Source organism: Bradyrhizobium sp. USDA 3364, assembly GCF_054056355.1.
This window is the reverse complement of sequence record NZ_JBSRYG010000002.1, coordinates 2483169-2498317: the sequence shown is the minus strand read 5'-3', so window position 1 is coordinate 2498317 and position 15149 is coordinate 2483169. Positions and strand designations below refer to the sequence as shown.

Annotated in this window: 14 protein-coding genes and 1 tRNA gene; 5 read left to right on the top strand and 10 right to left on the bottom strand. The window is 65.3% G+C overall.

Annotated features, from left to right (window positions below; all coding sequences use genetic code 11):
• Positions 1–96: 96 nt before the first annotated feature.
• The 3 genes from proB to ACVILL_RS11650 all read right to left on the bottom strand — a co-directional run bounded on the left by proB (position 97) and on the right by ACVILL_RS11650 (position 3113).
• Positions 97–1239 carry a glutamate 5-kinase gene (gene proB / locus ACVILL_RS11660; protein WP_456729173.1) on the bottom strand — a complete coding sequence of 381 codons (1143 nt, stop codon included), beginning with the start codon at positions 1237–1239 and terminating at the stop codon, positions 97–99.
• 83 nt (positions 1240–1322) lie between these two features.
• Positions 1323–2372 (bottom strand): GTPase ObgE, encoded by a 1050-nt coding sequence (obgE, locus tag ACVILL_RS11655; RefSeq protein ID WP_456729172.1) that lies wholly within the window; start codon positions 2370–2372, stop codon positions 1323–1325.
• Between the two features lie 261 nt (positions 2373–2633).
• Positions 2634–3113 (bottom strand): MaoC family dehydratase, encoded by a 480-nt coding sequence (locus ACVILL_RS11650; protein WP_456729171.1) that lies wholly within the window; start codon positions 3111–3113, stop codon positions 2634–2636.
• A 200-nt stretch (positions 3114–3313) separates the two neighbouring features.
• Between ACVILL_RS11650 and ACVILL_RS11645 the strand changes: the two genes are divergently transcribed.
• Entirely contained in the window at positions 3314–4228 is a 915-nt protein-coding gene (locus tag ACVILL_RS11645; protein WP_456729170.1) for a DMT family transporter, read from the top strand.
• Positions 4229–4404: 176 nt separating this feature from the next.
• Here the strand turns inward: ACVILL_RS11645 and ACVILL_RS11640 are convergent, their stop codons facing one another.
• The 4 genes from ACVILL_RS11640 to ACVILL_RS11625 form a co-directional block, all read right to left on the bottom strand.
• Complete coding sequence (locus ACVILL_RS11640) at positions 4405–5001, bottom strand: GNAT family N-acetyltransferase (protein ID WP_456729169.1); 597 nt, start codon at positions 4999–5001, stop codon at positions 4405–4407.
• Between the two features lie 169 nt (positions 5002–5170).
• Positions 5171–5440 (bottom strand): 50S ribosomal protein L27, encoded by a 270-nt coding sequence (gene rpmA / locus ACVILL_RS11635; protein ID WP_016847848.1) that lies wholly within the window; start codon positions 5438–5440, stop codon positions 5171–5173.
• Between the two features lie 92 nt (positions 5441–5532).
• On the bottom strand, positions 5533–6009 hold the full coding sequence (rplU, locus tag ACVILL_RS11630; RefSeq protein ID WP_456729168.1) for a 50S ribosomal protein L21: 477 nt from the start codon (positions 6007–6009) through the stop codon (positions 5533–5535).
• A 257-nt stretch (positions 6010–6266) separates the two neighbouring features.
• Positions 6267–7217 carry a GlxA family transcriptional regulator gene (locus ACVILL_RS11625; protein WP_456729167.1) on the bottom strand — a complete coding sequence of 317 codons (951 nt, stop codon included), beginning with the start codon at positions 7215–7217 and terminating at the stop codon, positions 6267–6269.
• A 124-nt stretch (positions 7218–7341) separates the two neighbouring features.
• On the opposite strand from ACVILL_RS11625, the gene ACVILL_RS11620 reads away from it, so the two are divergent.
• Together ACVILL_RS11620 and ACVILL_RS11615 are read left to right on the top strand one after the other, a co-directional pair.
• Entirely contained in the window at positions 7342–8157 is an 816-nt protein-coding gene (locus ACVILL_RS11620) for an SDR family NAD(P)-dependent oxidoreductase (RefSeq protein ID WP_456729166.1), read from the top strand.
• A gap of 114 nt (positions 8158–8271) precedes the next feature.
• Complete coding sequence (locus tag ACVILL_RS11615) at positions 8272–9426, top strand: ROK family protein (protein ID WP_456729165.1); 1155 nt, start codon at positions 8272–8274, stop codon at positions 9424–9426.
• Between the two features lie 197 nt (positions 9427–9623).
• Here ACVILL_RS11615 and ACVILL_RS11610 read toward each other — a convergent pair whose 3' ends face one another.
• Positions 9624–10502, bottom strand: a complete 879-nt coding sequence (locus ACVILL_RS11610) for an alpha/beta fold hydrolase (protein WP_456729164.1) — start codon at positions 10500–10502, stop codon at positions 9624–9626.
• Positions 10503–10716: 214 nt separating this feature from the next.
• Here ACVILL_RS11610 and ACVILL_RS11605 point away from each other — a divergent pair.
• A tRNA-Ser gene (locus ACVILL_RS11605) sits at positions 10717–10806 on the top strand.
• Positions 10807–11011: 205 nt separating this feature from the next.
• Positions 11012–11263 carry a hypothetical protein gene (locus ACVILL_RS11600; protein WP_456729163.1) on the top strand — a complete coding sequence of 84 codons (252 nt, stop codon included), beginning with the start codon at positions 11012–11014 and terminating at the stop codon, positions 11261–11263.
• Positions 11264–11920: 657 nt separating this feature from the next.
• Here ACVILL_RS11600 and ACVILL_RS11595 read toward each other — a convergent pair.
• Positions 11921–13519, bottom strand: coding sequence for an ABC-F family ATP-binding cassette domain-containing protein (locus ACVILL_RS11595; RefSeq protein ID WP_456729162.1), 1599 nt, complete (start codon positions 13517–13519; stop codon positions 11921–11923).
• Positions 13520–13651: 132 nt separating this feature from the next.
• Positions 13652–14971 (bottom strand): Hsp70 family protein, encoded by a 1320-nt coding sequence (locus tag ACVILL_RS11590; RefSeq protein WP_456729161.1) that lies wholly within the window; start codon positions 14969–14971, stop codon positions 13652–13654.
• Positions 14972–15149 lie beyond the last annotated feature (178 nt).

Genomic DNA, 15149 nt, shown 5'->3' with positions numbered 1-15149 from the left:
AATAAGGCCATGTTCTAGCATGGCAATTGGGGGGTGGCGAGGCACGGAACCGGCATGGCAGGTGGGCGGCCGGTCGGCCCAGTGGGCGGTTTGGGCCTATTTGGCCGGGATCGCCCCGGCCGGGCCGATTACGAGATCATCGCGATGGATCATCTCGGAGCGCCCGCTGATGCCCAGAATGGCCATCACGTCCGGCGAGGAGCGGCCCTTGATCTTCTCGGCATTCTCGGCGTCGTAGGCGACCAGGCCGCGCCCGATCTCATGATCGTCCGGGCCGCGCACCACCACGGCGTCGCCGCGGGCGAACTGGCCGTCGACCCTGATGACGCCGGCCGGCAGCAGGCTCTTGCCGGCGCGCAGCGCCGCGACCGCACCGGCATCGATGGTCAGCGTGCCCTTCGGCTCCAGCGAACCCGCGATCCAGCGCTTGCGCGCGGTGACGGGATTGGCCGGGGTCAGGAACCAGGTGCAGCGGCCGCCATCAGCGATCGCCTGCAACGGGTGCTCGATCTTGCCGGAGGCGATCAGCATATGGGTTCCGGCGGTGGTCGCGATCTTGGCGGCCTCGATCTTGGTGGTCATGCCGCCGCGCGACAGTTCGGAGCCGGCCGAGCCGGCCATGCCCTCGATCTCCGAGGTGATGCTTTCGACCACGGGAATCAGCTTGGCGTCGGGATCGACCGCGGGCGGCGCGGTGTAGAGGCCGTCGATATCGGACAGCAGGATCAGAAGATCCGCGCTCGCCATGGTGGCGACGCGCGCGGCGAGGCGATCATTGTCGCCGTAGCGGATCTCGGTCGTGGCGACGGTGTCGTTCTCGTTGATGACCGGCACCGCGCGCCATTCGAGCAGCTTTGCGATGGTCGAGCGGGCGTTGAGATAGCGGCGGCGCTCCTCGGTGTCCTGCAGCGTCACCAGAATCTGTCCGGCGCCGATGCCGTGATGGCCGAGCACCTCCGACCAGATCCGTGCCAGCGCGATCTGGCCGACCGCGGCGGCAGCCTGGCTCTCCTCGAGCTTCAGCGGGCCGCGCGGCAGTTTCAGGCGGCTGCGGCCGAGCGCGATCGAGCCCGACGACACCACCATGACCTCGCAGCCCCGCTTGTGGAGCTTTGCGATGTCGTCGACCAGCGCGGCGAGCCAGGACGCGCGCACCTCGCCGGCCTGCGAGTCGACCAAGAGCGACGAGCCGACCTTGACGACGATGCGGCGAAAATTCTTGAGCGCGGGGCGTTTCATGGGTGCGGTCTGGCAGGAAGGTGGAAGCGATAGGCGCCACGAGGTGGCTTGGACGTGAAGTGGCTTGGGAAGTCGAGATGCCGTCAACCCTGCGGCACCGGCGTCGCCCACGGGTCCGTCTGGCCCTTGGCCTTGTTGGACACCGGCGCTTCGCCGATCACGTCGACCAGCGCGCGCAGCGCATCCGGCACGCCCTCGCCGGTCGCGCCTGACAGCAACAGCGGCGTCTTCTTCGCCGCCCGCTTGAGACGGTCCTTCTGCTTCTTCAACTCGTCGGGCGCGACCGCGTCGATCTTGTTGAGCGCGACGATCTCGATCTTGTCGGCGAGCTGGCCTTCATAGGCTTCGAGCTCGGTGCGCACCGTCTTGTAGGCCTTGCCGGCATGCTCGCAGGTCGCATCGATCAGATGCAGCAGCACGCGGCAGCGTTCGACATGGCCCAGAAAACGATCGCCGAGGCCGGCGCCTTCATGCGCGCCTTCGATCAGGCCGGGGATGTCGGCGAGCACGAATTCGCGGCCGCCGTAATTCACCACGCCGAGCTGCGGATGCAGCGTGGTGAAGGGATAGTCGGCGATCTTCGGCCGCGCCGCGCTGACCACTGAGAGGAAGGTCGATTTGCCGGCATTGGGCAGGCCGACCAGGCCGGCATCGGCGATCAGCTTCAGCCGCAGCCAGATCCAGCGCTCCTCGCCCGGCGCGCCGGGATTGGCGTTGCGCGGCGCGCGGTTGGTGGAGGATTTGAAATGCGCGTTGCCGAAGCCGCCATTGCCGCCCTTGGCCAGCACGAAGGTCTCGCCGAGCTCGGTGAAGTCGTGCAGCAGGGTCTCGCGGTCCTCGTCGAACACCTGGGTGCCGACAGGCACTTTCAGCACGATCGACTTGCCGTTGGCGCCATGGCGGTCCTTGCCCATGCCATTGCCGCCCTTCTGCGCCTTGAAGTGCTGCTGGTAGCGGTAGTCGATCAGCGTGTTCAGTCCGTCGACGGACTCGATGATGACGTCGCCGCCGCGGCCGCCATTGCCGCCGGACGGACCGCCGAACTCGATGAACTTCTCGCGCCGGAACGCGACGCAGCCATTGCCGCCGTCGCCCGAGCGAATATAGACCTTGGCTTCATCGAGGAATTTCATGATCCGCTACTATAGCGCTTTCGAGCGAAGCGGACGCCGGTTCGCCGGAAGAAAACGCGTCAAAATGAGAATCGGGAGCGCACCGGCTCTGATCTGGTCAGGACCGGTCCGCTCTAGTTAGGGCAGGGCGGCCTTCGCGGCAACCCGCAAGCGCCCTGACTTTGGCGAAAAGCCTTAATTTTCGGGCGTTTTTGCGGCCCAAGCGCCTTGTTTGAGCATGATCTTATCGGAAAACCGATTCGCACTTTTCCGGATCATGCTCTAGGCAGGCCTGCGCCGGACCAGGAATTTCTGCATCCCCTCCAGCACCAGCTCGCGGCGCTGGTTGTGCACGGTCGAACGCAGTGTGACGACGCCGGTGGTCTTGCCCGGCGACAGCTCGATCACCTCGAGCGCCGGATAGAGGGTGTCGCCGGCATAGACCGGCTTCAGGAACTTGCTCGACTGTTCCAGGAAGCCGACCAGCGATTCCTCCACGACATAGGGAAACAGCCCCGCGCCGGGCGCGGTGTGCACCAGGGTCTGGAAGCCGTGGGCGAGCAGGTCGGGCATGCCGCGGGTGCGGCAATATTCCACGTCGTAGTGGATCGGATGGGTGTCGCCGCTCGCGGTCTGGAACGCCGCGAACACGGCCGAGGTCTGGGTCCGGCTCGGAATCACGAAGCGCTCGCCGAGCACGAAATCCTCGAACCACCGCTGCGCGGGGACCATGCGATGCTGGGTGGGGTCGAATTCGCTCATGCGGCGTTTCCTGCTCTTTTTGTTGCCGGGATGACCTACCGGTATCGCAGCGATAGGGGTGCGGCAATCCGTTCAATTCGTCATGCCCGGGCTTGTCCCGGGCGTCCACGTCTTTAAAACCGGACGACTCGGGCATCGGCGAGCGGACGCGACGCCGTCTGCGGCCATGCCCGGCATAACGAAAAAACGCACGCCCATTCATGAGCCTGTTCGCAAAACTTTCCTCCTATGACGACCGATCGGCGCGGCTCGCCGGCATCGGCTTGATGCTGCTGTCGATCTTCATGTTCTCGTTCGGCGACGCGATGGGCAAATTCATCGTCGCCACCTATTCGGTCGGGCAATTGCTGTGGCTGCGCGCCTGTGCGGCGCTGCTGGTGCTGCTGCCGATCGTGTGGCAGCGGCGCGCGGATTTCCTGCATCTGGAGCGCCCGTGGCTGCAATTGCTGCGCGTCACGCTGTCGACGCTGGAGGTCGCGGCCTTCTTTCTTGCGACGGTCTATCTGCCGCTCGCCGACGTCATCACCTACTATCTGGCCGGGCCGATCTTCGTCACCGCGATGTCGGGCCTCGTGCTCGGCGAGCATATCGGCTGGCGGCGCTGGACCGCGATCCTGGTCGGCTTCTGCGGGGTACTGATCGCACTCAGGCCATCCGCGCAGACGATCAGCTGGCCGGCGATGATCGCGCTGGGCGGCAGCCTGTCGTTTGCGGTCTTGATGCTGATCACCCGCTCGCTGCGCGCGACGCCCGATATCGTGCTGGCGACGACGCAGTTCGGCGGCACTTTCATCCTCGGCCTCGTGCTGTCGCCGTTCGGCTGGGTGACGCCATCGGCCGGCAGCCTCGTGCTGTTCTTCACCGCCGGCATCATCTCGGTCGCGGCGCTGCTCTGCGTCAATCGTTCGCTGAAGCTCGCGCCGGCGAGCGTGGTGGTGCCTTACCAGTATTCGATGATCGTCTGGGCGGTGATCTTCGGCTTCGTGGTGTTCGGCGACGTGCCGTCCTGGGCCACGATCATCGGCGCTGTAATTATCATCGCGGCCGGCCTCTACATCTTTGTGCGCGAACAGCAGCTCGGCCGCACCGACTCCGCGGTGAATCCGCCGGCGTGATTCTTACCCTCCCCTGGAGGGAGAGGGTCGGATCACATTGAGCGCAGCGAAATGTGAGACGGGGTGGGGTGATCTCTCAACACGGGCAGTGCCCGAATGGAGAGATCACCCCACCCCGCCGCTCATTTCATTCGCGTCGACCCTCCCCCTCCAGGGGAGGGTGAAGACCAGCGGACTCAGCTCTCGCGCCGGATCGAGTTGTTCCAGCTTTTCAGCGACGCCCAGACACTGCGCGACAGGCGGAAGCTGTCGACCGGGCTCGACGAGCCCAGCGCCTCGAAGCGGTGCAGCTCGACGCCGCCCCACTGGAAGCCGCACTTCTCGAGGATGTTGCGCGACGACGGGTTGACGACGCGGGCGCCCGAGATCAACTGGTCGAGATCGAATTCCTCGAAGAAGTAGTCGATCACCGCGCGCGCGGCCTCGGTGCCAAAACCCTGGCCCCAATAGTCGACGCCGAGCCAGTAGCCGAGCTCGGCCGATGTCTCCTCGCGCCAGTCGATGCCGACCATGCCGATCGGCGTGTGATTATTCTCGATCAGGAAAACGGTTTCGCGTCCGCCGGCGCCGAGCGCGCGCACGAAGTCGATGGCGTCGTCATGGGTATAGGGATGCGGCAGCCGGCGGGTGTTCTCCGCGATGCGGCGATCATTGGCGAGGCGTGCGATTGCTTTTACGTCCGCGAGCGTCGGCTTGCGCAATGTCAGCCGTTCGGTCTCGAGGACGCAAGCTCTTGCCTCACGCAAGGTCGGCGTCGGGATATCCTGCAACATGTCGAGCTCCTGTGATGCGAAAATCGGTACGCAACGCTTGGAACGTCACGCGCGGTCGAACCGGAGCGCGCGCAACAAAAAGGGGAGGCCGGTCATCCCGCCTCCCCTTGGAGCCCTTTGCGACTCCGCCGGTTCAACAGGACCCGGCGGACTCATGTGTGTCCACCGTCTACTCGGCCGCCTCCGCCATCGGAATAACCGATACGAATGTGCGGCCGTTGGCTTTGGCACGGAACTCGACATGACCCTCGACCTTGGCGAAGAGAGTATGGTCGGTGCCCATGCCTACATTAAGGCCGGGGTGCCAGGTGGTGCCGCGCTGACGCGCGATGATGTTTCCGGGGATCACGCGCTCGCCGCCGAACGCCTTGATGCCAAGGCGCTTGCCCTTGGAATCACGTCCGTTGCGCGATGAACCGCCTGCTTTTTTGTGAGCCATAGCTCGTCTCCGACTTCGCTTTGATCTCTAGATCAATTCCTTGACGGAATCATTTCACGTTTTGTCACGCTTCACATCTTGAAGCGCGACGATCACTTCTTCTCGCTCTTGGCTGCGGCCTTCTTGGCCGGAGCCTTCTTCGCGGCCGGCGCCTTTGCGGGCGCCTTCTTCTTGGCCGCCTTGGGCGCTGCGTCCTCGCCATCGGCGGGCGCTGCGACCTTTTCCTTCTTCGGCCGCGGGCCGACGGTCGGCTTGGCGTTGTCGGCGAGGATCTCGGTGATGCGAAGCACCGTGAGCTCGTCGCGATAACCGCGCTTGCGGCGTGAATTCTTGCGGCGACGCTTCTTGAACGCGATCACCTTGGCGCCGCGCTTGTGCTGCAGCACTTCGGCTGCAACGGACGCGCCTGCCACGGTGGGTGTTCCCAGCACCGGCGTGTCACCGCCGAGCACCAGAACTTCGCCTAGCTGCACGATCGTGCCGACATCGCCGGCGATCTTGCCAATCTCGAGTACATCATTCGGAACGACGCGGTATTGCCGGCCGCCGGTTTTGATGACTGCGAACATCGTTTGATTCCTTCGTGTTCGATCCCGGCCTCGGACGGATCGCCCGGGTCGGCTTTTTGTTCAGTCGCGATGGGTTGCGTGTTTTGCGCGAAAGGGAATGAATTCCCAAATGGATCGCACAAAAACAATCGGCGCGAGAAATCCCCGCGCCGGATGGAGCGGACTTATAGCCGCAAACCGCCAGGAGTCAAGGTAAAGCAGGGCAAAAACCGGCCAAAAATGAAGGGTTTGGCGTGATTTTGGCCCCGGACTGGCCCTCAGGCCGCGGTTTGTGCGGCCGCCCGCGCGTGCCGGCGGATGGTCTGCGGCGGCTGACCCAGCACCCGCAGGAACGCCCGCCGCATCCGCTCGCGGTCGGCAAAGCCAGTTTCGACGGCAATTTCGTCCATCGAATGGCGGCCGTCGCCGATCAGTTCGCGCGCGGCCTCGACCCGGAGATGCTCGATCGCCTTGGCCGGCGACTGGCCGGTCTCGGCGCGGAAGGCCCGGCTGAACTGGCGCGGGCTGAGCCGTGCGACGGCGGCCAATTCCTCCACCGACAGTTCGTTGCGCAGATGCGCCTTGGCGTAGTTGAGCGCGTTCTGGACCCGGTCGGATTTCGGATCGAGCTCGAGCAGCGCGGAAAACTGCGACTGCCCGCCGGCGCGGCGGTGATAGACCACGAGCTTGCGCGCCACCGAACGGGCGACCTCGACGCCGAGGTCGCGCTCGACCATCGCCAGCGCGAGGTCAATCGTCGCGGTCATGCCGGCCGAGGTCCAGATCGGCCCGTCGACGATGAAGATGCGGTCCTGCTCGACCTTCAGCTTCGGAAAGCGGGCCTGCAGCTCGGCGGCGAACTGCCAGTGCGTGGATACGCGACGGCCGTCGAGCAGGCCGGCTTCAGCCAGCGAGAAGGCGCCGATGCAGGGCGCGGCGATGCGCTGCGATGCCGTCATGGCGCGGCGGATATAGTCGGTCAGTGTCGGCGACGCCGGATGCAGCTCGTTGCCGGCGCCGATGAACAGCGTGTCGAAGCTGCGCTCGCCGAAGGCTTCGGTTTCGACATTGAAGCCGGCCGATGACCGCACGGGCCCGCCATTCTCCGACAGCAGCGTGACCTCATAGAAGCGCTTGCCTGCGATCAGATTGGCGACCTCGAAGGCGGTGATGGCGGCGAAGCCCATCACCTGGAATTCCGGGAAGATGACGAAGCCGATCTCCTGCATGGAACTCTCCCGTGCAATCAATGTCCTAAAAAGGTGTCTATATGACATTTGAGACATTCAAGGGGGAGCTTAAAACCTGACCTGCGGCCAAAACCGGCCGTCCAAGGTCAAACAGGAGACCAACATGACCAAGTCAGCCAAGGAGACGACAACGGGAACGGCGCTCGTTACCGGTGCGTCGTCCGGAATCGGTGCCATCTATGCGGACCGGCTCGCACGGCGTGGCTACGATCTGATCCTCGTCGCACGTAACCGCGGGCGCCTCGATGGGCTCGCCAAGCGTCTCGCGGCGGAGACCGGCCGTTCGATCGAGATCGTTGCCGCCGACCTCAGCAAGCGCGCCGACGTCTCGCGGATCGAATCCATTCTGCGCAGCAATGCCGGCATCAGCGTGCTGGTGAACAATGCCGGCGTCGGCGCCACCGCGCCGCTGCTCGCATCCGATGTCGACAAGATGAGCGACATGATCGCGCTCAATGTCGACGCGCTGATGCGCCTGACCTATGCGGCGGTGCCGGGATTCGTCGCGCGCGGCGGCGGCACCATCGTCAACATCGCCTCCGTCGTCGGCGTCCAGCCGGAACTGCTCAACGGCGTCTACGGCGGCAGCAAGGCCTTCGTGCTGGCGCTGACCCACTCGCTGCAGCACGAGCTGAAGGACAAGAACGTCCGCGTCCAGGCCGTGCTGCCCGGCGCCACGGCGACCGAGTTCTGGGATATCGCCGGCACGCCGGTCGCGCACCTGCCCGGCGAGATCGTGATGAAGGCCGAGGACATGGTCGATGCCGCGCTCGCCGGCCTCGACCAGGGCGAGGTCTTCACCGTGCCGTCGCTGCCGGAGGCTGCGGACTGGCAGGCCTATGAGGCGGCCCGCCAGAAGCTGATGCCGAACCTGTCGCGCAGTGCGCCTGCGGCGCGCTACGGGGTGAAGGCGGCCTGAAACTTGCGAAATCGCGTCCCGCGCCGGCCAAGGGCGTCAGCGCGGGACGCAACCATTTGAGTTCCCCGCCGTTAGCCTGATCCGGAAGAACCTCAAGCGGGCAGGCAAGGGCGAATGGCTGAAGACGCTGGATTGACCACGGGCATCGCGCACCACGGTGCCGCGCGGTTGCCATCCGTCGACATCGACAGTTTCAACATCGAGCTGAAGGACGACGAGGGCTTTCTCGGCGATCGCGCCTCCAAGGGCGCCTTCCGCAAGATCCTCGACCGCTGGCGCAAGCCGCTGCGCAAGTCGGACGAAGATCCGTTCGGCGACGAGCCGTCCGACAAGATCAGCAAGAAGAAGCTCGATGAGCTCTTGGTCGGCGACGACACCGAGGCCTCCGCGGTCGTGCACAGCGCGATCGAGGAGTTCGCCCAGGAGCTCGCCTATGTGACGCGGCGCTTCCTCAACACCAAGGCCTGGGCGAAGACCGAGCGCATCGTGGTCGGCGGCGGCTTCCGCGACTCCAGGCTCGGCGAGCTTGCGATCGCGCGCACCGACATCATCCTGAAGGCGGAGGATTTCAAGGTCGATCTGGTGCCGATCCGCTTTCATCCGGACGATGCCGGGCTGATCGGCACGCTGCATCTCGCGCCGTCCTGGATCTTCGAGGCGAAGGACGGCGTGCTTGCCGTCGATATCGGCGGCACCAATATCCGCTGCGGCATTGTCGAGACGCGCTGGAAGAAGGCGCCCGATCTTTCCAAGGCGGCGGTCTGGAAATCGGAGTTGTGGCGTCACGCCGATGACGAGCCGACCCGCGAAGGCGCGGTGAAGCGGCTGGTGAAGATGCTGAAGGACCTGATCGCCGCCGCCGAGAAGGAGAACCTCAAGCTCGCGCCGTTCATCGGCATCGCCTGTCCCGGCGTCATCAAGGAGGACGGTTCGATCGAGAAGGGCGCGCAGAACCTGCCCGGAAATTGGGAGAGCAGCAAGTTCAACCTGCCGGCGAGCCTGGTCGAGGCGATTCCGCAGATCGGCGACCATGACACTGCGATCGTGATGCACAATGACGGCGTGGCGCAGGGACTGTCCGAGGTGCCGTTCATGCAGGATGTCACGCGCTGGGGCGTGCTGACGATCGGCACCGGGCTCGGCAATGCCCGCTACACCAATCGCAGGAAGGACAACGGCAAGGACGAGAAGGCCGAGAAAAAGGACAAGGACGACGAGGGCGACAAGAACGGGAAAAAGGCCAGGAAAGCCAAAAAGGCCGACGCCTGAATCTCACGTTTCGATGATCGCGCGGTAAGGTTGATCGGTTAGGTTAAGATCGGGTTCGCATTGCCGATCCGGCGCCGGCCGCTACCTTGGACCGTGTCGCTCCCGCCGACCGGCGAAGCTGCACTTCCCGGCCAGCATTTTTGAGAAGCGGCACGGGACCGCCAGTTTTTGTCGCGTCCTGGCGGTCCCACCACTTTCTACGTCCAGTTGATCCGCGCGAAGAAGCCGGCGATCTCGGCGGCGGCGCGGTCGGGATCCTCGCGATGCGGGAAATGCCCGACATCGGGAAACATCGCGAGGTCCAGGTTGGAGAAGGTCTCGCCCAGCCGGTCGGTCCACGCGTAGGGAAACAGCGGGTCGTGCTCGGCCCAGCGGATGCAGGTCGGCACCGCGATCGGCGGCAGCACGGGCGCCTCACCCTGCATCATCTTCACGCGCCCCGCATGCGACGCGCGGTAATGCGCAAAGCCGCCGGCGAGGTTGCCGGGCTTGAAGAAGTTGTCGGCAAAATCCTCGATCACGTCGTCGAACGCCGCCTTGCGGTGCGTCCAGTCGTGCAGGAAATGGCCGATATAAATGCGGCAGCTCTCTCTGTTGGCGCCGACCAGCGCGGGCGCCATCTCCATCTGGTGGAACGACTGGTACCAGATGTGGTTCAGCCGGTCGGGCGCGGCCATCCGCGGCCCGATGCCGGGATAGACGAAATCGAAGAAGAACAGCCCGGCGATGCGCTCGGCCGCCTTGCGGGCGAGCGGCTGCATCACGGCACCGCCGACGTCGTGGCCGACGATCCCGGCCCTGTCGATGCCGAGCGCATCCAGCAATGCCAGCATGTCGTCGGTATGCTGATCGGGGCCGTAGGCGGCGCCTTGGGATGTTCCTTGCGGCTTGTCGCTGTCGCCGAAGCCGCGCAGGTCGGGCGCGATCAGGGTGTAGCGGTCGGCGAGCCGTGCCATCACAGGCTTCCAGGTCAGCCAGAATTCCGGCCAGCCGTGCAGCAGCAAGAGCGGCGGGCCGCTCCCGGTCCGCGCGACGTGGAACGCCGCGCCATTGGCCCGAATCGTCAGGTGCTCCATGGGTCCGCTCCTGCTGCTGCTGGCTCGCGCATGCGCCGACCGACCGCGAGGTGTCCCGCTAGCGCCTTGTTTCCGCGCACTTTCTCACGTTGGCCCGGTGTTTCGGTGGTACGAGGCAGCGGTGACGGAAATATTATGGCAGCGCCTTGTCTGTCCCGCCATCCTCGCCTAGAACACGCCCCGACCGCGGGTGGCGCAAATCACCCGGGCCATCGGAGAGGTGGCAGAGTGGTTGAATGCACCGCACTCGAAATGCGGCATAGGTGCAAGCCTATCGGGGGTTCGAATCCCTCCCTCTCCGCCACTGCAGCGTTGTGCTTTCTTCGCGCTCCGAGATAGCCGCCGGCTGACCCTCCCTCGCGCTCGCACGCACCTCCGTTAACCTTAATTCTTCCTTTCGATTGTCGATAAAATTTTATCGATTATCCTCGTGACAGTTGAGCGGTGTGACGAACCGCGCGATGAGAGGCGAGGGCCGAGTGGATCGGCGGCCTCTTTGAAATCGAAGGGTGGGCAGAGCGCAGTGCCAGCCACCTTTCGGGCTGTCCGGCGGCGGCCGGCGGGGCAAATCAATTCCTGAAGTGCTGTTGATTGCCAGGTTGCGGCGCAGATCGCGCCGCATGAAGTTTCTCAATGTTGGATTTTCCAAGATGACGTTCGCGCTTCTTTTGATCGCGGCCGGTGGCGGCTTTTTGTTGCTGGCTGGCTTCGTCGCATTTGCCCTTTGGAGAAACGCGCTGCATTCGACGGCGCGGATTTAGCAGCCGGCGAGATTGAATTCCGGCGGCCTCGCGCATGGGGATGAGCGCGGCTGGCGGATGGCCGCACCGCCGCGCGGCCTGACAGCCGGGCACCGCGCCTTCAACCTACCCCAGGCGACGCGTGCCCGGCTGTTCATTATCTGATCGACCTTCGCTGTGACCTGAGAGCCTCGGCGAGCGAGTCCGATCGCTGTGTGCCGCGGGATGACTTCATTGAGCTCCCTGCGCGTCGATGCGGCCTCGCAGGGTGCGATCAGTTCCGCCATCCCGTCACATCAGCACGTTGTGCAGCTTGTCGGGATTGCGGGTCACATAGACCGCACCCCGACGCCGGAGCTGACGGCCTCCGCCTGGCGCCGGGTGTGGCCGTAGGCGCTATGATAGACGATCGCGATGAGGGTCCGACCGCCTCCGGTTCCGATAGTATGCATGGTGTCCTCTGCTGCTGCCGTTACAGAGGCTAAGACAAGGCGGCGCGTCGAAACGTGACATGCCCTTCGAATTTTTGCCCGGAGGATATTGCTCCGATTGACCGCCACTCGGGCGGTCCCGGCGGCCGATGGCTCCTTTGCATGGGGTTGTTTTCGACATTTTGGTGGGAGCCGCGCCGCCGGCCGCGATCCGATCCGTGCCGAGGGGTGAGCCGGACATTCCCGTTTATCGCGACCAGGTGTCGGCACCGAGGTCGAACCTGCGGGTGATTGCGATCGCCTCGAGGAACGCCTCGTCGTGGCTGACGACCAGCAGCGCGCCGTCATAGGCGCGCAACCCGGCCTCGACCGCTTCCATCGATTCGATGTCCAGGTGGTTGGTCGGCTCGTCGAGGATCAGCAGTGGTGGCGGCGTTGGGCCGCCCAGCACGCAGGCGAGGCCGGCGCGGAGCAGTTGCCCGCCGCTGAGGCTCGCGACGGTCTGCAGCGCCGCATCGGCGCGGAACATGAATCGCGCCAGCGCGGCGCGGCAGGCGTTCTCACCGGCATCCGGATTGATGCGCCGGAAGTTTTCCAGGATGGAGGCCTGTGCATCGAGCAGGCTGACCGCCTGATCGAACATCGCAAAGCGGGTCATCACCTCGACGGTGCCGCGCGCTGCGGGCAGATCGCCGCTGACGAGCTTGAGCAGCGTCGTCTTGCCGGCACCGTTGGGACCGACGACCGCGACGCGCTCGGGACCTGCCATGGAGAAGCTGAGATCGCGCAGGATCGGCTCGTCCGCGGTGTAACCGGCGTCAGCGGCTTCGATGCGCAGCACCATCCTGCCCGCCGACAGATGCGTCGACGGCAACTGCACCGAGAATGGTTGCAGCACCTCGATGCGCTGGCGGGCCGCGGTGGCGAGCTCGTGTGCTTGCGTCCGCCGCCGCTCGGCGAGGCGGGCGTTCTCGCCGCCGCTGTCTTCGGCGCGGTCCTTGCGCAGCCCGGCGGCGATGCGCGGCATGTCTCCCTTGGCGCGCTGCTTCGCGCCGGCGCCGTCCTTGCGCGCCTTCCGTTCAGTGGCTTCCCTTGCCTTGCGATCGATCTCGGCGACGCGCTTTTCGGCATCATCCAGATCGTGTCGGGCCGCCGAGAGCTCGATCGCCTTGCGCGCGCGGTACTGGCTCCAATTGCCGCCATAGCGCCTTGCTTCCAGCGAGGTCAGCTCGACGATCGCATCCATGGTCTCCAGCAGCTCGCGGTCGTGGCTGACGATGATGGCGCCATGTCGCCAGCCGGCGAGCAGATCGACCACCGCCTTGCGCCCGGCGCGGTCGAGATTGTTGGTCGGTTCGTCCAGCAGCAGAAAGTCGGGCGCTGCAAAGGTCAGCGCGGCAAGCCGCGCCCTGGTGGCCTGTCCGCCGGACAGCATCGCGAGCGGCGCATCGAGCACGTCGCGCAAATCGACGCGTTCGAGCGCGGCCGCGATCCGCGTGTCGAGCGTCCAGTCGATGTCCGCAAGCTCCTCGGCACTCGCAAGTCCCTGTTCGGCACGGCGCAACGCGGCCAATGCGCGGCGCGCGCCGAACAGATCGACGACGCATTCGTCCGGATGCACCTGAACCGTCTGATGCAGCATCGCGACGCGTCCCTGCACCGCAACCGTGCCGGAGTGCGGCGCATGCCGGCCGTCAATCAGGCCGAGCAGCGTCGTCTTGCCGACGCCGTTCCTGCCGACAAGGCCGGTCCGTTCGGGTCCGAAACTGAGATCGATATTGGAGAGGAGAACCCGGCCGTCAGGCGCGGACAGGGTCAGATGGGAGAGCGTGATCGATGCTGGCATGGATGTCCCCGTGGGCAAGGCTGATGGGCGTTGCGGTCAGGGTGAAATCCATGGTCGTCGGCATCCTCAGGGATTGATGATTGAATAGACTTAGTCGCGTATTGAGCCGGGATCAAGGCGCGAAGCTGCGCGTCACGCGGCTTCGGCGAAGGTCCAGCGGTCGGGATCCGCCGTGTTGCCGATCAGCGCCAGACCATAGGCGATCGATTCGAATTGGTCCGCCGAGGTCAGCCGCGCCTCGCCGAAGCGCTCGGCGAACAGGCGCTGCACCGCCGGCACGAACGAGGTGCCGCCGGTCAGGAACACTTTCTCCACGTCGTGCGCGGTGATGCCGGCCTTCGCCAGTGCCTCGTCGACGGTGGCGCCCAGCCGTTCGATGTCGTCGGCGATCCAGGATTCGAAATCGTCGCGCGTCACGGTGGCGCCGATATCGATGCCTTCGCGGGCAAAGCGGAACTCGACGCGGTCACTGCTCGACAGCGCGACCTTGGTGTCGGAGACGGCGCGATAGAGCGCAAAGCCGAGATCGTGGTCGACGATGGTGATGAAGTCATGCAGCGGCGCCGGATCGAGCGCGGTGCGCGCGAGCTGCTGCAATTCGCGCAAATCGCCATTGCCGCGCATCATCGCGAGCTGATGCCAGCGCGCAAGGCTCGAATAATAGTGATTGGGGATCGGCAGCACCTTGTCGAACGAGCGGTAGTTGGTGCCCTTGCCGAGTCGCGGCGACACGATGTGGTCGACGATGCGGTAGTCGAAGGTGTCGCCGGCGATGCCGATGCCGGCGTGTCCCAGCGGCTCGGCGCGCAGCACGCCGCCCTTGCGCGAAAAGCGCATCACGGAGAAGTCGCTGGTGCCGCCGCCGAAATCGGCGACCAGCACGGTGGCGTCGTGGTCGAGGCTGCGCGCGAAGGAGAACGCAGCGCCCACCGGCTCGTAGACATAGCGCGCATGGCCGGCACCGAGCCGCTCGAACGCCGCGCGGTAGCGCTGCATCGCGAGCTCGTCATTGGGATTGCCGCCGGCAAACTTCACCGGCCGGCCGACCATGATGGTCGGCGCGCCGAGATCGAACCCGTCGCCGGCATGGCGCGTCAGCGTGCGCAGGAACGCCGCGAGCAGGTCCTCGAACTTGTAGCGTTGCCGGAAGATCTGGGTGGTGTTGAAGGCCGAGCTCGCCGCAAAGGTCTTGAACGACTGGATGAAGCGATGGATCGTGCGTCCCTCCAGGAACTGCTCGATCGCCCACGGCCCACCCTCGGCGCGCGGATGCAGCCCGGCGCCCGGCCGTTCCTCCCAGAAGCACAGCGCGGACACATAGACGCTATGCGTGCGGCCGCCATGGTCGAAGCGAACAGCCTCGACGCGGCCGTCGCCATCGGACAGCGCGACCACGGTGTTGCTGGTGCCAAAATCGACGCCAATCGAGACGGCGGGCGAAGCGCTCGACATGTCATGCTCGGATTGTCTGTGAAAGGGGGCGGACCTTTAGCGGCTTTGGCCGCGTTTGCCAACCCGTCCGGACGCTATCCGGGTTGGGCGAGTTCCACCTCCCCTTGCAAAGGGGAGGTCGCTTTGCTCGCGAGAGCAAAGCGGGTGGGGATCTGCTCTCTCCGCAGAAAGTATCGCC